This window comes from Citrobacter sp. BDA59-3 (assembly GCF_015167655.1).
Classification (GTDB): Bacteria; Pseudomonadota; Gammaproteobacteria; order Enterobacterales; family Enterobacteriaceae; genus Phytobacter; species Phytobacter diazotrophicus.
In genome coordinates, this window is record NZ_CP063427.1 from 404,058 (window position 1) to 422,703 (window position 18,646).

Sequence of the window (18,646 nt, forward strand, 5' to 3'; positions counted from 1 at the left end):
GAAAGAGGGCTATCAGTTCTTTTTAACGAACTCGGATTTCAATTTCATTGGGCCAAATCCGTCAATTTTGCAGTCAATGTTATGATCGCCTTCGACCAGACGGATATTCTTCACTTTCGTGCCGATTTTCAGCATGGAAGAACTCCCTTTTACTTTCAGATCCTTAATGACAGTGACGCTGTCGCCATCGGCCAGTAAATTGCCGTTGGCATCTTTGACAATCAGTTCATCGCTTTCGGCAGCAGCTTCGTTGTCATTCCATTCATGGGCGCATTCCGGGCAGATGAACATGCCATTATCTTCATAAGCGTATTCGGAATTGCATTTCGGGCAGTTTGGCAGTTGCATGGGGGTATCCTCAAAAAGTACGTATGATGCTGGAAACAGGCCAGCGAAAAAGGCGGTTTATGCCAGAAAAGTCCGCGATTATACAGCATGTCCGTATAATTACTGTTGCTATTCTTTTTTTCAGAAAAAGATAAAAAAGGTGATAGAAGTGACATACCCTGTCATTAGCTTAAGCGATGCTAAGCCCATCTGATTAGGGGTAAACCCTTATGTATGATATTTAGAATATTTTCGACGGGAAATTGCTACCCATTGCCAATTCAGATAAGGTGAGGTGACGCAACCGGTGTTAATAATTAGCATACTGTCATATCAGCAGGGTCTTCTACCGAAGACAGTTAATTACCTCGCAAATTGGGGGGGTAAATAAATGACGATATATCCTGGTCGTTCTTGAAAATGAGCTACGCTCTCTATCTCCCAGCCATTTTATGTCCGGGACTGCGTGCTCTGTCAGTCTCTACCGAGAAAATGCATTTTTCCTGATTCCCATCAGGCATTTATCTTCTATAAGATATTTTCCACACGTAATTATAAAAGCCGAAACTTCACAAATAAAACATCACGGCTTAATAAAAGTAAGAAATTTGCGTTAAGGAAAGACTTTTATCATGCACACACAGACAATTTTCGAATTAAGCCAGGAAGCAGAGAGATTGTTACAGCTCTCCTTGCAGAATCTGCAGGCGCTCAAAGCCCTGCCGATTGCAACGCTTGATGAGGCGGCTTCCGGCAAAGCAGATAACGCAAATGTACTGCCATTACATTTTAGTGCTCGCGGCATCGAGACGCAGCAAGCCACTCTGCACAACGAATTACGGAAAATCACCCGCCTGGAGATGGTGTTAGCGATTGTCGGGACGATGAAAGCGGGTAAATCGACCACGATCAACGCGATTGTGGGCACTGAGGTTTTGCCTAATCGCAACCGTCCGATGACGGCGCTGCCGACATTAATCCGCCACACGCCGGGCCAGAAAGAGCCTGTACTGCATTTCGCCCATGTTGGGCCAATCGATACGTTGACCCAGCAACTCCAGATGCGGCTTTATACCTATGACCGTGAAAAGCTGGCGCAAAAACTCGAAATCGATAAAGACATGAGTGCCCTGCTCGAACGCATCGCACAAGGGGATGCGTTTGACAAACATTATCTGGGCGCGCAGCCCATTTTCCATTGTTTAAAGAGCCTTAACGATCTGGTGCGCCTGTCGAAAGCGCTGGATGTTGATTTTCCTTTCTCCGCTTACGCCTCCATAGAGAATATCCCGGTTATTGAAGTTGAGTTTGTTCACCTGGCGGGACTTGAAAATGATTTGGGCCAGTTGACGCTGCTCGACACCCCTGGGCCAAACGAAGCGGGACAGCCGCATCTGCACAAGATGCTCAATGAACAACTGGCGCGAGCGTCTGCGGTACTGGCGGTGATGGATTACACCCAGCTTAAGTCGATCTCTGATGAAGAGGTGCGCCACGCGATTTCCGCCGTTGGGCGCTCCGTTCCGCTGTATGCGCTGGTTAATAAATTCGATCAGAAAGACCGTAACAGCGATGACGAAGAACAGGTGCGGGCGCTGATCGCCGGGACATTAATGAAAGGCTACATTAATCCGACGCAGATTTTCCCCGTCTCCTCGATGTGGGGCTATCTGGCAAACCGCGCTCGCCATGAAATCAAACAACATGGGAAATTACCCGACCCGCAAGAGCAGCGTTGGGTGCAGGACTTTGCCGAAGCGGCGCTGGGCCGACGCTGGAGAATGGCTGACCTGGATGATGTTGAACATATCCATCACGCCGCCGATCTGTTGTGGGAAGATTCGCTGTTTGAGCAACCTATTCGCAAGCTGCTGCATGCTGCGCACGCCAACGCGTCGCTGTATGCCCTGCGTTCGGCGTCGCATAAGTTGCTTAACTACGCACAGAGCGCCCGGGAATACCTTGATTTCCGCTATCAAGGGCTGACGGTCGCGTTTGAGAACCTTGAGCACAATATCAGCCGCCTTGAAGAAGATATGACGCTACTGAAAAGCTGTCAGGAGCGCGTCAGCGATGAGATTGATCATGAGGTGGATGAAGCGCTGGCGGCGGCGGACCTCTTCATTAATAGCCAACAAGTGGAAATCGTTGGGGCTATTAACGCCTGGTTTAGTGATGGCAGGATCATGGAAATGGCCAACGAAAGTCAGGCCGACCTGCGTCTTGAGGCGGGAGTTTCGCCAGGCCAACTGGTGCTGGAAGATGAAGGGCAGGCGCAGATTGTGCTGAGCAAAATGCGCTCCTCCTGCGAAGCGATTTTTGTCACCGCACAGGAGAAGATCGGCCGTGAACTGGCGATGCGTTTTGACCAACTGGAAAATACCCTGACCCGCTCTCTCAATGATGCGATGCGCCCGATCGAGATGCGTATTAAAGAAGAGCTCAGCCACGCGGGTTTCCGGGCGCGTATCAGTTTCCCCGCATTCCAGGCAAGCGCACTCAATTTTAATACCCGCCAGCTTTTTACCAACGCGATCGCGCCGGAAGACACCCCGGCAGGGCAGGCGCCGCGTAGCGGAAGCGTACGGGAAACGGTTTCTCGTTGGTTAAATAATCCGAGCTGGGGATGGGATGATTACGTCGTGACCCGCACACGCTACGTCATTGATGTGGCGTCATTACATACCAAGCTCGTCCAGCATGTTGCTCATTTTTGTGAACAAATTCGTAAAGCTTTGGCTGCGCAGGTCGATGTTTCTGTTACGGCGGGAATGGCGACGTTCTTTGCTGAGTTCTCGCTGAGCCTGGCGGGGCTACAAGATAGTTTGCGTGACAGTTTGGCGATTCGTCAGCAAAACGAATCGTCAGTGTTAGCATTGCGGCAGCACCTGCGACACTGCATCAAAACAGCTAACTGGATTCAGGAAGATGCACGTCTTTTACGCGATGATATCCAAACACTATTCGCAGCAGAGTAATTATGAAAAATCGACTACTGGAAGGGCCTGGGCGAACGCTTGAGTGCATTCATCCGAAGTTCATTGTGGATTTAGTGCAGGGTGCCGATGCGCCTCGCCAGAGTCAGATTGTGCCCCAACAGCAGTTGTTTCGTGAAAGACTGACCCAGGAAGTGATGGCGCAGACCCAACTGCGCCCGTGGGCCATGTCCGGTGTCTTAAATGAGAATGACTCGTTGCGTCTGGGGCTTGCGGAAAAGCTCGCCAGTATGCTCGACCCCGGTCATCTTGCGCTGACGCGTATCACCCAGCGTCTGGTCTCATTACAGCAGGCTGAGCAGCGCCGTCCCGCCAACACACCGGGCAACCAGCAGCAATATGATGAGTTAATTGAGCACTTTAGCCAGCGAGCGAGCTGGAAAGAGAAAGCGCTCGGCCAGCGTGGCTTAACGGTACAGGCGGGAAATCACAGCGAACAAATTTTTACCCGCTGGCGGGCCGGGAATTATAACGGCTGGTCGATGGCGGGGCGCTGCTATGTTGCGCTGGAAGAGTTACGCTGGGGCGCTTTTGGCGATGCCTGCCGCCTGGCGAGTAGCGAGGTGGCTTCCATGCTGAAAGATAACCTGCGTGCGATGGCCTCTGATTTTCTGGCGCAGGGTATTAATGCTGCGCCTGCCACTCGCCATTTTTATCACCAGTGGCTGACAACGCCTGCGACACCGGGCCTGATGGATTATAAAGATCTGCTGGGCTGGCTTGGTGACTGGTGCGATGCGGATCGTCACCCTATTTGCTGGTCGGTGACCCAAAGCTGGCAGACAGTCGCGTTAGGTATGCCAAGGCTCTGTTCGGCATCGCGCTTAGCCACTGCCATGGTGGATGAGATTTTCGGTGAGTAAAAAGGTGTGTCCTGCAATTAACCAATGTTGATGGCTAATTGCAGGACATAGCGATAAACAGGCAAAGAGAAGCCCCCGGCGTGTCACGTCGGGGGCTTTTTTTAATGATTGAGCGATGCGGCGGGATTGTCTGCCGTTTTGGTCGTCTCAGGCACTTCGCCAAACCGTCTGGCGTACAGTGCGGTGATGATGGGCACCAGAATCGCCGTTACAATCACGCTTGCTGCCACCAGCGCCGTTGCGGAGGCGGCTACCGGTTCAAACGCCGGGTTGATTTGCGCAATGATCACCGGGTTTGCTACCGCAGCCCCGGCTGCCGATGAGGCGGCGACACCTGCCGTACCGTTACCGCCACCAATGACTTTATCGGCAATAATCAGTGGAATACCGGTGATGATGATAACCGCGATACCCAGGACGATACCCAGCAGACCGGTATCAAGGATCACTTTCAGGTTGATGGTATTACCCAGCGCGAAGCCGAAGAACGGGATCAGTACCGGTGTGGCTTTACTAAAGAACGCGCGCAGATCGTGGTCGAGGTTGCCCAGCGTAAAGCCAATCAGGAACGGCAGTACAGCTCCGATAAAGTGGTGCGGTTCGAAGGATGCCAGGCCCGCAGATCCCAGAATGACCATGGTCATCAGTGGGCCGGATTCCAGTGACATCAGCACGAATGCGCCCGATTCTTCTTTGGTGCCGTACTGGTTCATCAGGCTGGCATACAGGCCGCCGTTGGTCATGTCCATCGCGGAAACGATAGCCAACACGGAGATACCGGCGAAGAAACCGGTCTGAATACCGCCTTCCGGGATAAAGGTGGCGGCGATCATTGCCACTACCCAGGCAACGGCGATTTTTGTCAGTACCAGCGTGCCGGATTTGCGTAAGACGGTCCCGGTGGCGCGTAAATCAATTGACGCACCAATACAGAAAAACCAAACGGCAAGAATAGGTACCGTACCTGTGATCATGCCCTTGGTGAAAGAACCGAAATAAGCGCCTGTATTAGGTGCCAGCGTATTTAAAATTGCCCCAAGCAGCAAAGGTATTAACATCATCCCACCGGGGATGCGTTCAATGGTGGCTTTGATTTTCATTATGAATCCTCATATCTCATCATGTGCAATGATCGAGAAAATAAAAACATACTATTCAATGAGTTAAACCTTCCTGGTTTGAATTTGTTCAATGTCCGGAGCTGTTATTCCTTTCCGGGGAGCACCCTCGCTATCCTTGTCTGTTTTGTGTCTGGACGTATGATGCGATCATTGGAATATTGATTCAATGAAAATAAAACAGTGTTTTAGTTATCTTCATCACATATTCCGTGTAAAGATTTATATGTGAACAATTAAATAACTTTGCGTTACATAGTTTCTGTAAAAAGGTGAATGGATACAGCTAGCAGAATAATAATCACGGGGGGTATGGCATATCAGTGTAAATAGCAACTGCGGGTATTCTATAAGTTAAAAACGTTTTTTCTCGTTAAGTAAAACGCAGTTCCGGCAGAAAGAGGAGGGGATTGCCAGAATTGTGGGCGTAATCACAGGGATATTTTGTGTGAAGTTGATCACGTTTTTAAACCCTGTTAGGGTAAAAGGCGGTTAAACAACGCCCTGCCAGGCGTCAACAGGTTCGGTTGTACAGGCTGTAACCAGCCAGTGTAAGTAAACCTGCTACGCTTGAACAAGGTAAGTCGGTATGAACGGCTTAATACGCGCAATGCTGGTATGGCATATCAAATGCGCGGTTCAGGGCGAAAGTCAAAAGAGGACATCATGTTAAAAAGGAAGAAAGTTAAACCTATTACGCTGCGCGATGTAACCATCATTGATGACGGTAAGTTGCGAAAAGCAATAACTGCCGCTTCACTCGGTAACGCGATGGAATGGTTTGATTTTGGCGTATATGGGTTCGTAGCTTACGCACTGGGTAAAGTGTTTTTTCCTGAGGCCAACCCCAGTGTGCAAATGATTGCCGCGCTGGCGACCTTCTCCGTTCCGTTCCTGATTCGCCCGCTGGGTGGTTTGTTTTTCGGGATGCTCGGCGATAAATATGGGCGGCAGAAAATCCTCGCTATCACCATTGTGATTATGTCCGTCAGTACATTCTGTATTGGGCTTATTCCCTCGTATGCCTCTATTGGTATTTGGGCGCCTGTCCTGCTCTTGCTGTGCAAAATGGCACAGGGGTTTTCAGTAGGCGGGGAATACACCGGTGCATCAATTTTCGTAGCGGAATACTCCCCGGACCGTCGACGCGGTTTTCTGGGCAGTTGGCTTGATTTTGGTTCGATAGCGGGCTTCGTTATCGGTGCGGGCGTCGTTGTGCTTATCTCCACCGTCGTCGGTGAAGAAAACTTCCTCAGTTGGGGCTGGCGTATTCCCTTCTTCCTGGCGTTGCCACTGGGGATAATCGGTCTCTATTTGCGCCATGCGCTGGAAGAGACTCCGGCGTTCCAGCAGCACGTGGATAAACTGGAGCAGGGCGATCGCGAAGGGCTGCAAAACGGCCCGAAAGTCTCCTTCAAAGAGATTGCGACAAAGCACTGGCGTAGTTTGCTGATCTGTATCGGTATGGTGATTGCGACCAACGTCACCTATTACATGTTGTTGACGTACATGCCGAGCTATCTGTCGCATAACCTGAACTATTCAGAAGACCACGGCGTGCTGATTATTATCGCGATTATGGTCGGTATGCTATTTGTTCAGCCTGTGATGGGCTTACTCAGCGACCGTTTTGGCCGCCGTCCCTTTATTATTCTGGGGAGTGTGGCGCTGTTTGCGCTGTCCATTCCGGCATTTATCTTGATCAACAGCAACGTGACGGGGCTGATTTTCGCGGGATTGCTGATGCTGGCCGTGATTCTCAACTGTTTCATTGGCGTGATGGCATCGACCTTGCCGGCAATGTTCCCGACGCACATTCGTTATAGCGCACTGGCGAGTGCCTTTAACATTTCGGTGCTGGTGGCTGGCCTGACCCCGACACTGGCCGCCTGGCTGGTTGAAAGTACTCAGAACCTGATGATGCCAGCTTATTATTTGATGGTTGTTGCGGTGATAGGCCTGATCACTGGGCTTACGATGAAGGAGACGGCGAACCGCCCATTAAAAGGTGCGACGCCTGCGGCCTCCGATATCCAGGAGGCAAAAGAGATCCTGCGCGAGCATCACGATAATATTGAACAGAAAATCGAAGACATCGATGCGGAAATTGCTGAGCTACAGGCGAAACGCTCACGCCTTGTCGACCAGCACCCAAGGATTAACGAGTAACAGACAAAGCCCGGTTCACGTACCGGGCTTTTTTATCAGCAGCCCGCCGCAATATAATCACCGCCAGGACTGACCGGAACGACGGTTAAGAACAACACCACGGCGAACAAAATCAGCGCCAGGCCACCGACGATATTCAGTGCCGGTACCAGCCATGGCATGCTGCCGCTCTCGTCACCAAAAAAGGCAGCCGTGCGGTTGCGGGCATAACGCACTGCGAGTGACAGACCCATGATCGACAATGCGGTACCGGATGCCATTGTCATTACGGCTGCGATCCCCCAACTCACAATGCCCAGCGCGTTAGAAAAGAGCAAAATCATGATTGCGCCGCTGCAGGGGCGTGCGCCAATGGCGAGTATGACGCCCAGACGTGTTTTCCAGTCGCCCTGCGTACTGATTCCCACACCGTGGTTTCCGCAGCCGCAGTCGTCAGAATGCCGGTGAGACAGAGGCCTCATGGCAGTGATTTTCATTTTTTGCGGTTTGATGGTTTTTATCGCTTTGACGATGAGCCAGACGCCAAACCCACCCACCATAAACGCGCTGATTTTCTCAACGTACCAGCGGCTCTCACTGAGATCGCCAGAGGCGAGGTTAAAACCTACCGCGAGGATAAAGACAAAAAGAATGGCGCTCACCCCTTGCATCAGGCTGCCAAGAAACGGGATGACGCGGGCGGCGGTTTGGCTCTCCTGGTTGGCGCTGAGATAGGTTGTGACGATAAATTTTCCGTGACCCGGCCCAACCGCATGTAACACGCCATAAAAGAACGAACCGGTCAGTAGCCACAGCCCCCCGGCATACTGATGGTTATTCAGTTGCAGCAGGTACATCACCAGATAACGGTGCAATGTAATCTGGGTTGCCAGGCACCACTGGATAAAGGCATTCCAGTGCGCATGCAGCGCGAAAGCGGCGGCCAGCAATAACATCACTGCTACGATAGCGCCAGGCAGACGCCATTGACGGGTAAGCGTTTGGGTTGTCATAAGCTTTAGGGGAATGGTTAAAGCATGACCGCAGTATAGGTGCTGCTTGTGGGGAGCTCCAGCCAGGGGAGGGGAAATATGCGGCTCGGGAGGTGAGTTCCGTTCACCTTACGTTCATGGCGAAATACACGCTCTGTGCCAGCGGGTTATAAAGTTGTCGCTGTGGTTGTCATGCAGGAAAACGAGTCAGCCGTGGCTAAAAAAGGTGGAAGACATTCACCGTATCTACAAAACGAACGGAGTTCGATGGAGAGTCCGGTTGCAGAAAAGCAAAAACCCAGCCATAGGCTGGGTTCTCTGAATAAGTGGTGCCCGGACCCGGACTAACGCCGGAGGCGTTGAACAGCGCGCGCGTCGCGCTGGCTCCGTAGGGGTGAGCCGCTTGCGGCGAATAATCGAACGGAGTTCGATGAAGAGTCCGGTCGTAGAAAAGCAAAAACCCAGCCATAGGCTGGGTTCTCTGAATAAGTGGTGCCCGGACTCGGACTAACGCCGGAGGCGTTGAACAGCGCGCGCGTCGCGCTGGCCCCGTAGGGGTGAGCCGCTTGCGGCGAATAATCGAACGGAGTTCGATGGAGAGTCCGGTTGCAGAAAAGCAAAAACCCAGCCATAGGCTGGGTTCTCTGAATAAGTGGTGCCCGGACTCGGAATCGAACCAAGGACACGGGGATTTTCAATCCCCTGCTCTACCGACTGAGCTATCCGGGCAACGGGGCGCATTAAACCCTAATCAATGTAATGCGTCAACTCTATTTCAAAAAATGCTGTTCAGTTGCTCAAGTTTGCGGCAGTCTGAGTGATTCTGCGCCACAAAACGGCGTATTGCACAAATCTTCCAGATTTTTTCCGCACGGGAGAGTAATGCTGTTCCCGGGGATTTCGGAGGCAATATGGCTAATAACTGGCTGGAACTGCGGCAACATGCGGACACTGGCATCGAAACAATTCGCGCCCACTTTGAAGGCCATGCGTATGATCCGCACTGGCACGACAGCTATCTGGTGGGTATCACCCTCAGCGGAACGCAGGAATTTCATTGCCGCCGTGAACGTCATCGCAGTACGCCGGGAGATGCCTTCTTACTCGAGCCTGGTGAAATTCACGATGGTGACGCGCCGGTTGAAGGCGGTTTCACCTACCTGACATTCTACCTCGATGAAGCGTGGCTCAGTTCCACCCTCCGGGGTTTGTACGAGTCCGTCCCTTCCAGTTATTCGCTGCATTTTTCCCGCACGATGGCGCGCGAGCCACTGCTTGCTGGCGCGATCGCCCGGACCTTTCATTCACTACACAGCGAAGAGATGCGCATTGTGCAGCAAAGCACCATGGATGATCTGCTCGGGCAGCTTACCCGGCACAGCCAGTGGCGCAAGCGCCTGCCGTCGCATCTGCAAAGCGCAGCGGTGGCTCATCGCGCACGGGACTATTTGCATGCCCATATGGGGGAAAACATCGGCCTGTCCGATCTGGCCCGCGAAACGGGTACCGACCGGTTTACCCTGACCCGTTGTTTTAAGCGCGAATTTCATCTCTCCCCCCATGCCTGGCTTATTCAACTGCGGCTGGCCAATGCCCGAAGCAAGCTGGCGCGCGGCGAACAACCGGCGGACGTGGCGGCTGCGCTGGGCTTTGCCGATCAAAGCCATCTGGGACGCTGGTTCCAGCGGGCATATCGGCTATCGCCAGCCCACTACCGGAAACTTTGCACAAATCTTCCAGACGACATCCGTAAATAACGCCAAAGTCACAGGACGGAGAATAAGGAGTCCCGACTGTGAACATGCTCTACAGCTACCTGCCATTTATGTTGTTTGCCTTTGTGGCGTCGATAACGCCCGGCCCGACCAATATTCTGATCCTTGCCAGCAGTCAACGCTATGGCATCAGAGCCACGCTACCTGCGGTGCTCGGGGCATGTGTGGCAGCAAGCCTTATTGTGTTTATCTCCGGGGCGGGGGCAGGAGAGATACTGCGAGGGTATCCGTTGCTTCGTGAGGGGATGAGTTGGGCCGGTGCATTGTGGCTAAGCTGGATGAGCTGGCAGCTCTTTAGCGCCCCGGCAGCGGATCTGAACGAGAAGAGTGGTGAACCCTTTAGCGGCAAAGCGGCGGCCATGTTACAGCTAATTAATCCCAAAACCTGGATGATGGCGCTGGCCGTGGTCAGTCTGTTTGCCCCGAACGGCGCGCATCCCGTGCGCGAAGTGTCATTTTTGTCACTGAGCTTCCTGCTCATTTCGGTACTCTGCCTGGGCGCGTGGACACTACTGGGCAAAGCGGTAAACCGGCTCTTTCGCAGTGCGGCATCGCTGATTTGGTTTCAACGGGCGATGGCGCTCTGCCTGCTGATTTCCGCCTGGGCCGGGTTTATGCACTGATCAGGTCAATGCACCGCCCGTGCGACAACATGCAAAACGAAGAATATCTTCTGCGAGCTGTCGGGCGGTATCGACGTCGGTCTGGCTGCGATTGACCAGCATCCTGCTTAGACAACCCTCCAGCACCAGCTCCATCTGTTTCGCGACCATTGTCGGGTCGTCCACTTCCAGTTGGGTTAACAGGTCATGGGTGAAGTCGAAGGCCGCCTGCTTTTGCTGATCCGCCAGTTGGTGTATCGGATGGTCCGGGTCGGGGTAAAAGGTGCAGGCGGCGATAAACAGGCAGCCCGGATAGCGATTGTTACTAACGCAATCCGTCAACGCCCCATAACGCGCCAGCAATTTTTGCTCTTTTGTCAGCTCTTCATCGAGTAATAACTGCCTGCGCCAGATATCAACCTGCTGGCTGAGATAGCGTAGCGCATCGTAAAACAGCGCTTCTTTATCAGGCCAGAAACGCAAAAACTCCTCTAACGGGTAGTCAATGCGCTCCGCGACCATTTCCGGCGTGGTGTCAGCAATCCCTCTTAATTCAAATAATTGAAGTGTCTGACTTAAAACATCTTCACGTTGCACGGTAAGTTCCTCCGTTGTCAGAAGCCTGCGTCCCCAACCAAGTGTTGTTTACGGTGTGTGATTGCGCAAATGTGCCGTAAAGGCAGGCGCATCCATAAACCCCGTGACCCGCTGTGCCGGTTGCTCGTGGCCTTGCGCATCAAAAAACACAATGGTGGGTAAGCCCAGAACCTGTAAATGGTGCAGCAGCGCTTGATCATGTGCGTTATTGGCTGTGACATCCGCCTGTAATAACACGGAATTTTTTAATGCTGCCTGAACCCGCGTATCGCTAAAGGTGTACTTCTCAAACTCTTTGCACGCCACGCACCAGTCGGCGTAAAGATCCAGCATCACCGGGCGACCTTTGGCCTGTGCAAGCGCCTGATTAAGGTCATCCACGGTTTTGATGGTAGTAAATGACAGATGCGCCTGGTTTTGCGCCGCTGGCTGACCAAAGGCCCAGTCCTGCAAGGGACGAGCGCAAACCAGCGCCGCACCTAACAGGACGATTTGCACAATGCGCATCACCGGGCGGGTTGCGCCGAGGCTGGCAATAAAGGCCCAGGCAAAAAAGGCGACGCCGAGCAGCGACCATAAGCGTAAACCCCAGTTATCACCCAAGACTCGCTCAAGCAGGAAAACGGGTAACGCCAGGATCACAAAGCCAAAGGCGATTTTGACCTGCGCCATCCACGGGCCGCTTTTCGGCAGCAGGCGGTTGCCGAAGACGGTAACCAAAATCAGCGGCAATCCCATCCCCAGGGCATACAGATACAGCGTGCCGCCGCCAAGCCACAGATTACCGCTTTGGGCGATATAGAGCAGGATGGCGCTCAGCGGCGCTGTGGTGCAAGGGGAACAAATCAGCCCGGCAATCGCCCCCATAGCGAACACACCGCCTGCGGAACCACCTTGTTGGCGGTTGCTCATCAGCGTTAAGCGGGTTTGCAGCGAGGAGGGCAATTGCAGGGTGAACAGGCCAAACATCGACAGCGCCAGCACAAGAAAAACCACCGACAGGCCAATCAGCACATACGGATGCTGGAGTGCTGCCTGGAACTGGAGACCGGCCGCCGCCACGACCAGGCCCAGCGCGGTATAGGTCAGCGCCATGCCCTGCACATAGATAAATGCCAGCAGCAGCGCGCGGGGCGTTGAAAGGCGTTGTTTCCCCCCCAGCATGATGCCTGAGATAAGCGGGTACATCGGTAAGACGCAGGGGGTGAAGGCCACGCCAATGCCAATCAGCAGCGCCCAGAGGGCGGAGAAGGGCAGCGCGGCTGGAGCCGTATCGTCATTGCCCCTCACCACGGCCCTCTCCCCGGAGGGGCGAGGGGGGATGGATTGGGCAGTGGCTTTCACCTCACTCAACGGAATCACTTTGGTTTCCGGCGGGTAACAGAACCCGGCGTCCGCACAGCCCTGGTAGATCACTGTCAGGGTCGCGCCTTTGGCCGCCTCGGTGATGGTCACCGGCAGGTGCAACTGTTGGCGATAAATCTCGCTCTTGCCATAAAACTCATCGTTATGCGGCTCGCCGAAAGGCAGTTGTGGCGGGGCGATCTCCGCCTGCTGCGCAGTGAGTTTGATTTGCTGGCGATAGAGGTAATAGCCCTCTTTCACCTGCCAGTTCAGCTTGAGTTCATTTTCCTGTTGCTGGAAATCAAACATAAAGGCCTGATCGGCCGGAACAAAACTGGACCGTCCGGGGGCGTCAAATAACCCGGCAAGGGCCGGTGTGCTGCATAACAGCAGAATCAGCGTAAGGATGCGTTGAGCCATGAGAGGTAATCAAAATCTCCGTGAGTAACCGGTATCGCGAGTAATTCTGGGGTCTGATAAGGGTGATGCGATTTTATGCAGGCGAAGAGATCTTCAAGGTGTGCAACGTCAGTTTTGAGCAACAACTGTACTTCATATTCCTGTTCCAGCTTCCCCTCCCAGTAGTACATAGAGGTGGCGCCGGGAAGGAGGGTCACGCAGGCAGCCAGCTTATCGGCCAGCGCTTTGGCGGCCAGCTCCTGGGCCGTCGCTTCATCCGGGGCGGTACAGAGCACAACAACAGTATCAGGCGTGTTCATCGTTAACCTCTTCGCAGCGAAAAGGGGACTATATCACGCACACGAAAAACGGGCCGCAGTGCGGCCCGTTTTTAACCACTTTTACAACAGAATACCGCCAATTACGAAACCGAGTATCACGCACAGGGTGATGGCGATGACGCCCGGAACCAAAAAGGCATGGTTAAACACATATTTGCCGATACGCGTTGAACCCGTATCGTCCATTTCCACCGCCGCAAGCAGCGTTGGGTATGTTGGCAGGACAAACAATGCGGATACCGCAGCAAACGATGCCACGGCGGTCAGCGGGCTGACACCCAGCATCAGTGCCGCAGGCATCAGCGCTTTCGCGGTTGCTGCCTGAGAGTAAAGCAGGGTAGAGGCGAAAAACAGCACCACCGCCAGCAGCCACGGGTAGCTGTTGAGCAGGTTGCCGGCCACAGTCTGGATATCCTGAATGTGGTTTTTCACAAAGGTATCGCCCAGCCACGCCACGCCCAGGACGCAAATACAGGCGCTCATACCCGATTTAAAGGTGCTGGCGTTGAGAATATCGCCCGTGTTGATTTTACAGGTCAGGCAAATCAACGTGGCGATGGTTAACATGAACACCACAATCGCTTCGTTACGTGGCAATACCGGGTTCGTGATAAGACCTACGTTCGGACTGATTGCCGTGGCGTACAGCATGACGGCGATAATACCAACCAGGAACAGCAGCACGGAACGTTTGGCATGCGGTTTCATCTCGAAAACTTTGCTGCCGCGCAGTTTGATTTCCCCTCTTGCCAGACGCTCCTGGTAAACCGGATCATCTTTCAACTCAGCGCCGAGGAAGTTACACACAATAGCCGTCAGCATAACGGCAATCAGCGTAACAGGAATACAGATCGCCAGCAGCGTCAGATAACTCACACCGAGCGGTTCCAGGATGCCGGCAAAAAAGACGACAGCCGCAGAGATGGGGGAGGCGGTAATAGCGATTTGCGAAGCCACGACGGCAATGGAAAGTGGGCGGGAAGGACGAATCCCTTGCTCTTTCGCCACTTCGGTAATGACCGGCAGCGTAGAAAACGCCGTATGACCGGTACCCGCCAGGATGGTCATAAACCACGTGACCAGCGGGGCGAGAAAAGTAATGTATTTCGGATGTCGGCGCAGCATACGCTCCGCAATGCTCACCAGGTAATCCATGCCCCCTGCCACCTGCATCGCGGCAATAGAAGCGATAACCGCCATGATGATTTCAATTACATCGAAGGGTATAGCGCCGGGTTTGATTTGAAAAAAGAGTGTCAGTACAAGCACCCCGAAACCACCGGCAAAACCGATGCCGATACCGCCGAGTCTGGCCCCCAGGTAAATAGCAAGCAGGACGAGTACAAGTTCTGCAGCAAACATAATTGCCTTCCTTGTTGATGAAATGAGAATGATTTTTTTTACTGCAGGCTAAAAAAAAGGCACGTCAGAGCTGACGTGCCTTGTGGCTTTAGCCGTCAGTGTTACTGTTCGCTTTCATCGGTATAACGCTTCGCCTTATAGGCCGGATGCATCAGGTTCTGTGCGGAGAAAATATCATCCAGCTCCGCTTCCGTCAGCAGACCGCGCTCCAGCACGACCTCGCGCACACTCTTGCCCGTTTCGGCGCAGATTTTGCCGACGATGTCACCGTTATGGTGGCCAATAAACGGGTTGAGGTAGGTCACAATACCAATCGAGTTATAGACATAGCCTTCACATACAGACTTGTTAGCCGTGATACCGCTGACGCATTTTTCCAGCAGGTTGTAGCAGGCGTTGGTCAGAATGTGGATGGACTCAAACATGGCCTGGCCAATCACCGGCTCCATCACGTTCAACTGTAACTGGCCCGCTTCGGACGCCATGGTTACGGTGGTGTCGTTGCCGATGACTTTGAAGCACACCTGGTTCACCACTTCCGGCACGACCGGGTTCACTTTAGCCGGCATGATGGACGAGCCTGCCTGTAGTTCCGGCAGGTTGATTTCATTCAGACCCGCACGTGGACCCGAAGAGAGCAGCCGCAGGTCATTACAGATTTTGGACATTTTGACGGCCAGGCGTTTCAGCGCGCTGTGTACCATCACGTAAGCACCGCAGTCGGAGGTCGCTTCTATCAGGTCTTCTGCCGGTACTACAGGCAGGTTGCTCACTTCCGCCAGTTTTTGCACCGCCAGTTGCTGGTAGCCTTCCGGGGTGTTCAGACGTGTGCCGATAGCCGTTGCGCCGAGGTTCACTTCCAGCAGCAGCTCGGAGGTGCGCAGCAGGTTTTTCGTCTCTTCATTCAGCAGTACGTTGAAGGCGTGGAACTCTTGTCCCAGCGTCATCGGAACGGCGTCCTGCAACTGCGTACGGCCCATTTTCAGGATGTCACGGAACTCATCCGCTTTGTGTTCAAAACCTTCACCTAACTGAGTGATGGCATCGACCAGCTTGAGGATGGAGGTATACACCGCGATACGAAAACCGGTCGGGTAGGCGTCGTTGGTGGACTGGCATTTGTTAACGTGGTCGTTCGGGTTGAGGTACTGGTATTCGCCTTTCTGGTGGCCCATGAGCTCCAGACCGATGTTGGCCAGTACTTCGTTGGTGTTCATGTTTACTGATGTCCCTGCGCCGCCCTGATAGACGTCGACCGGGAACTGGTCCATGCATTTGCCGTTATTCAGGACTTCATCACATGCCGCCACGATGGTGTTCGCAATGCTCTTAGGAATGGTTTGCAGCTCCTTGTTGGCCAGAGCAGCCGCTTTTTTCACCATTACCATTCCCCGGACAAACTCCGGGATGTCGCTGATTTTGCTGTTACTAATGTAGAAGTTCTCAATCGCTCTAAGAGTATGCACACCATAATAGGCATCCGCTGGAACTTCCCTTGTGCCCAACAAATCTTCTTCGATACGAATGTTGTTTAACATGTGAACCTTCTTTATCAAGCTACGAATGAATACACCAAACACACAGTATATATGTGGTTATGTGTGATTTCGGGCCGACGATTATCCCCTTAATCGGCCAGATATCTGCGATCATATGCTGATCCGAGCGAAAAGCCGTAATCTGGATCACTTATTATCTTAGCCGCTTTATCAGAATCATTAATCTGTGAAATGAATCACCGCTATCGCAGCGCTGGAAAAAATAGTTTCCGCGGAAAATTGAATTTTCCGGCGGTTGTCACCATCTCAGTAACTATGCGAATCGCAAAAATTTACCGACAGGCGCCAGTAGCGTCTGTTCACTGAGGAGAAACCAGTGCGCTGGATACCGCTGATTGCTGTTTTTTTATACGTCTACATCGAGATATCGATTTTCATTCAGGTGGCGCATGTGTTTGGCGTGCTGATGACGCTTATCCTGGTCATTTTTACTTCGGTTATCGGGATGTCTCTGGTGCGTAATCAGGGCTTCAAAAACTTTCTGTTGATGCAGCAAAAGCTGGCGACAGGGGAAAGCCCGGCGGCCGAGATGATTAAAAGCGTGTCGCTGATTATTGCAGGTTTACTGCTGGTGCTGCCGGGGTTCTTTACCGATTTCCTCGGCTTACTGCTGCTGTTACCGCCAGTACAAAAACATCTGACGCTTAAGCTGATGCCGCATTTACGTTTTTCCCGTATGCCGGGCGGCGGCTTTAGTACCGGGCCTGGTAATACGTTTGAAGGGGAGTACCAGCGCAAAGATGATCAGCGCGACCGCCTGGATAACAAAGACGATCGCTAAACATTTTGTAGCCCGGAAAAGGCGAAGCCGCCTTCCGGGCTTACGACCGCTGAACCGCCACGCCGCGCCTGGGTAAAAATGCCCACAGACCTGCCAGCATCACAATCGCATACAGACTCTTCCAGCCAGGAATGGCCAGCAGCAGTAAGCACAGAATGCTGCCCACCCAGGCCAGCACTTTATAACGCCCTTTCAACAGGCGGCACCCTGCCAGCATGCACAGCAAATAAATCAGAATGAAAATGCCGTTGGCATAAATGATGAGCGTGTCGAGATTAATGGCAAATGCGTAGATACCCAGCGTACAGATAACGCAGCAAATCAGGACGGCATTCAGCGCGTTAAGCGGGATTTGTCGGGAGGACAAACGCGCCAGCGGGCTTTGCGGCTTATATTGTGCCTGCGACCACACCAGCCGGGCGAAGCTCTGAATATAGATATTGAGACTGGCAAAACAGGCCAGATAACCGATGATGCAGGCAATCCACTGCGCCTGCTTGCCGAACAGATCAACGACGATGATCGGTAAAGACGCCGCGGCTCCTGCGCTATGCCAGAGCGGGAAATGCAGCACCACCACGGTACAGGCCCAGTAGACTGAGCCGGCCAGAATCAGGCCAATCATCAGCGCGCGGGGGAAGTCGCGTTCAGGATGCTTAAACTCCGAGGCCAGATGGGCAAAGGCTTCCAGGCCGACGAAGCACCAGAACATCACGGCCAGCGAGGCGGTCATGCCGGAGAGGGGAACCTCGGCCGGAGCCGGAAAAGACAGGGCGCTAAAGGAGAGCCCACCACGCCACCAGATGGCGAAGATCAATGCAACGATAAGCCCGGCAATGATGGATTGCAGGTTAGCGCTGGAACCCGCACCGCGCGTCCCGATGAGCCAGATAAGTGCCAGGGTGCCAAGCTCGGCTATCAGCAGTTGCGCGCCCTGCCAGCCAAACATCCCCTGCCAGAAACCGGCGGCGATATGCAGCGCCGCGGGCAACCCCACCGGGATCACTGATAGAAATAACCAGCCGGTGACGCGCTCCAGTCGTGAGCCAAACGCCATGCCGACAAAATGGGCGACGCCGCCCGCGCTGGGAAACTGACGACCAAGAACGGCGAAGACGATAGCGACCGGAAAGACCAGCAGAATGAGCACAGGCCAGGCCCACAGGCTGCTGTTACCTGCCGCCAGCGCAGCCAGCGCCGGAACGGCAAAAACCCCGGTGCCCAGTAACGATGTTGAAAGTAACCCAATTCCCTGAGCCAGCCCCAGCTCCTGTTTCAGTCCACTCATGGCCCGTATCCCGCACGTCATCGCAAAGTAAAGTGGGATAATGCTATCACAATCAATTTTACTTATGGCTGTTGGTGCGCCTGCCTCTTCTCACGGATTGCGTTTTCCCTTTTCTTGCCGACCAGGGGCTTTGTGCGAATTTTTTTTAAAGTCC

At 53.3% G+C, this 18,646-nt stretch carries 15 protein-coding genes and 1 tRNA gene; 6 read left to right on the forward strand and 10 right to left on the reverse strand.

Annotated features, from left to right (window positions below; all coding sequences use genetic code 11):
* Positions 1 to 12 precede the first annotated feature (12 nt).
* Positions 13 to 348, reverse strand: coding sequence for a zinc ribbon domain-containing protein YjdM (locus IP582_RS01890; protein ID WP_039077861.1), 336 nt, complete (start codon positions 346 to 348; stop codon positions 13 to 15).
* Positions 349 to 959: 611 nt separating this feature from the next.
* Between IP582_RS01890 and crfC the strand changes: the two genes are divergently transcribed.
* Together crfC and IP582_RS01900 are read left to right on the forward strand one after the other, a co-directional pair.
* Positions 960 to 3,305: a clamp-binding protein CrfC gene (crfC, locus tag IP582_RS01895; protein ID WP_193794923.1), complete on the forward strand. Its 2,346-nt coding sequence runs from the start codon at positions 960 to 962 to the stop codon at positions 3,303 to 3,305.
* A gap of 2 nt (positions 3,306 to 3,307) precedes the next feature.
* Complete coding sequence (locus tag IP582_RS01900; protein WP_039077859.1) at positions 3,308 to 4,186, forward strand: diguanylate cyclase regulator RdcB family protein; 879 nt, start codon at positions 3,308 to 3,310, stop codon at positions 4,184 to 4,186.
* Between the two features lie 101 nt (positions 4,187 to 4,287).
* On the opposite strand, the gene kdgT is transcribed toward IP582_RS01900, so the two are convergent.
* Positions 4,288 to 5,286, reverse strand: coding sequence for a 2-keto-3-deoxygluconate transporter (gene kdgT, locus IP582_RS01905; RefSeq protein ID WP_132439768.1), 999 nt, complete (start codon positions 5,284 to 5,286; stop codon positions 4,288 to 4,290).
* Between the two features lie 684 nt (positions 5,287 to 5,970).
* Here kdgT and proP point away from each other — a divergent pair.
* Positions 5,971 to 7,473 carry a glycine betaine/L-proline transporter ProP gene (gene proP, locus IP582_RS01910; protein WP_193794924.1) on the forward strand — a complete coding sequence of 501 codons (1,503 nt, stop codon included), beginning with the start codon at positions 5,971 to 5,973 and terminating at the stop codon, positions 7,471 to 7,473.
* A gap of 35 nt (positions 7,474 to 7,508) precedes the next feature.
* Here proP and IP582_RS01915 read toward each other — a convergent pair whose 3' ends face one another.
* Positions 7,509 to 8,465, reverse strand: coding sequence for a nickel/cobalt transporter (locus IP582_RS01915; RefSeq protein ID WP_193794925.1), 957 nt, complete (start codon positions 8,463 to 8,465; stop codon positions 7,509 to 7,511).
* 632 nt (positions 8,466 to 9,097) lie between these two features.
* Positions 9,098 to 9,173: transfer RNA gene (locus tag IP582_RS01920), tRNA-Phe, on the reverse strand.
* 182 nt (positions 9,174 to 9,355) lie between these two features.
* On the opposite strand from IP582_RS01920, the gene IP582_RS01925 reads away from it, so the two are divergent.
* Both IP582_RS01925 and IP582_RS01930 read left to right on the forward strand, forming a co-directional pair.
* Positions 9,356 to 10,201 carry an AraC family transcriptional regulator gene (locus IP582_RS01925; RefSeq protein ID WP_193794926.1) on the forward strand — a complete coding sequence of 282 codons (846 nt, stop codon included), beginning with the start codon at positions 9,356 to 9,358 and terminating at the stop codon, positions 10,199 to 10,201.
* A 44-nt stretch (positions 10,202 to 10,245) separates the two neighbouring features.
* A complete protein-coding gene (locus IP582_RS01930; RefSeq protein WP_193796168.1) occupies positions 10,246 to 10,842 on the forward strand; it encodes a LysE family translocator in 597 nt (198 codons plus the stop codon).
* On the opposite strand, the gene IP582_RS01935 is transcribed toward IP582_RS01930, so the two are convergent.
* The 5 genes from IP582_RS01935 to aspA all read right to left on the reverse strand — a co-directional run bounded on the left by IP582_RS01935 (position 10,843) and on the right by aspA (position 16,402).
* Positions 10,843 to 11,418 carry a transcriptional regulator gene (locus tag IP582_RS01935; protein WP_039077853.1) on the reverse strand — a complete coding sequence of 192 codons (576 nt, stop codon included), beginning with the start codon at positions 11,416 to 11,418 and terminating at the stop codon, positions 10,843 to 10,845.
* A 48-nt stretch (positions 11,419 to 11,466) separates the two neighbouring features.
* Positions 11,467 to 13,182 (reverse strand): protein-disulfide reductase DsbD, encoded by a 1,716-nt coding sequence (locus tag IP582_RS01940; protein ID WP_193794927.1) that lies wholly within the window; start codon positions 13,180 to 13,182, stop codon positions 11,467 to 11,469.
* The gene (gene cutA / locus IP582_RS01945) at positions 13,158 to 13,481 is read right to left on the reverse strand and encodes a divalent cation tolerance protein CutA (protein ID WP_039077851.1); all 324 of its coding nucleotides are present in this window, start codon (positions 13,479 to 13,481) and stop codon (positions 13,158 to 13,160) included. The genes IP582_RS01940 and cutA overlap by 25 nt, the downstream gene beginning before the upstream one ends.
* An 81-nt stretch (positions 13,482 to 13,562) precedes the next feature.
* A complete protein-coding gene (locus tag IP582_RS01950; RefSeq protein WP_193794928.1) occupies positions 13,563 to 14,864 on the reverse strand; it encodes an anaerobic C4-dicarboxylate transporter in 1,302 nt (433 codons plus the stop codon).
* Positions 14,865 to 14,965: 101 nt separating this feature from the next.
* A complete protein-coding gene (gene aspA, locus IP582_RS01955; protein WP_193794929.1) occupies positions 14,966 to 16,402 on the reverse strand; it encodes an aspartate ammonia-lyase in 1,437 nt (478 codons plus the stop codon).
* Between the two features lie 337 nt (positions 16,403 to 16,739).
* Between aspA and IP582_RS01960 the strand changes: the two genes are divergently transcribed.
* The gene (locus IP582_RS01960) at positions 16,740 to 17,204 is read left to right on the forward strand and encodes an FxsA family protein (RefSeq protein ID WP_039077848.1); all 465 of its coding nucleotides are present in this window, start codon (positions 16,740 to 16,742) and stop codon (positions 17,202 to 17,204) included.
* A 40-nt stretch (positions 17,205 to 17,244) separates the two neighbouring features.
* On the opposite strand, the gene yjeH is transcribed toward IP582_RS01960, so the two are convergent.
* Positions 17,245 to 18,492 carry an L-methionine/branched-chain amino acid transporter gene (yjeH, locus tag IP582_RS01965; protein WP_193794930.1) on the reverse strand — a complete coding sequence of 416 codons (1,248 nt, stop codon included), beginning with the start codon at positions 18,490 to 18,492 and terminating at the stop codon, positions 17,245 to 17,247.
* Positions 18,493 to 18,646 lie beyond the last annotated feature (154 nt).

Coding starts and splice junctions, on each gene's coding strand:
- IP582_RS01950 (WP_193794928.1), bottom strand. CDS start 14,864: ATGTTTGCTGCAGAACTTGTACTCGTCCTGCTTGCTATTTACCTGGGG.
- cutA (WP_039077851.1), bottom strand. CDS start 13,481: ATGAACACGCCTGATACTGTTGTTGTGCTCTGTACCGCCCCGGATGAA.
- IP582_RS01900 (WP_039077859.1), top strand. CDS start 3,308: ATGAAAAATCGACTACTGGAAGGGCCTGGGCGAACGCTTGAGTGCATT.
- kdgT (WP_132439768.1), bottom strand. CDS start 5,286: ATGAAAATCAAAGCCACCATTGAACGCATCCCCGGTGGGATGATGTTA.
- proP (WP_193794924.1), top strand. CDS start 5,971: ATGTTAAAAAGGAAGAAAGTTAAACCTATTACGCTGCGCGATGTAACC.
- IP582_RS01940 (WP_193794927.1), bottom strand. CDS start 13,182: ATGGCTCAACGCATCCTTACGCTGATTCTGCTGTTATGCAGCACACCG.
- IP582_RS01890 (WP_039077861.1), bottom strand. CDS start 348: ATGCAACTGCCAAACTGCCCGAAATGCAATTCCGAATACGCTTATGAA.
- yjeH (WP_193794930.1), bottom strand. CDS start 18,492: ATGAGTGGACTGAAACAGGAGCTGGGGCTGGCTCAGGGAATTGGGTTA.
- aspA (WP_193794929.1), bottom strand. CDS start 16,402: ATGTTAAACAACATTCGTATCGAAGAAGATTTGTTGGGCACAAGGGAA.
- crfC (WP_193794923.1), top strand. CDS start 960: ATGCACACACAGACAATTTTCGAATTAAGCCAGGAAGCAGAGAGATTG.
- IP582_RS01915 (WP_193794925.1), bottom strand. CDS start 8,465: ATGACAACCCAAACGCTTACCCGTCAATGGCGTCTGCCTGGCGCTATC.
- IP582_RS01925 (WP_193794926.1), top strand. CDS start 9,356: ATGGCTAATAACTGGCTGGAACTGCGGCAACATGCGGACACTGGCATC.
- IP582_RS01930 (WP_193796168.1), top strand. CDS start 10,246: ATGCTCTACAGCTACCTGCCATTTATGTTGTTTGCCTTTGTGGCGTCG.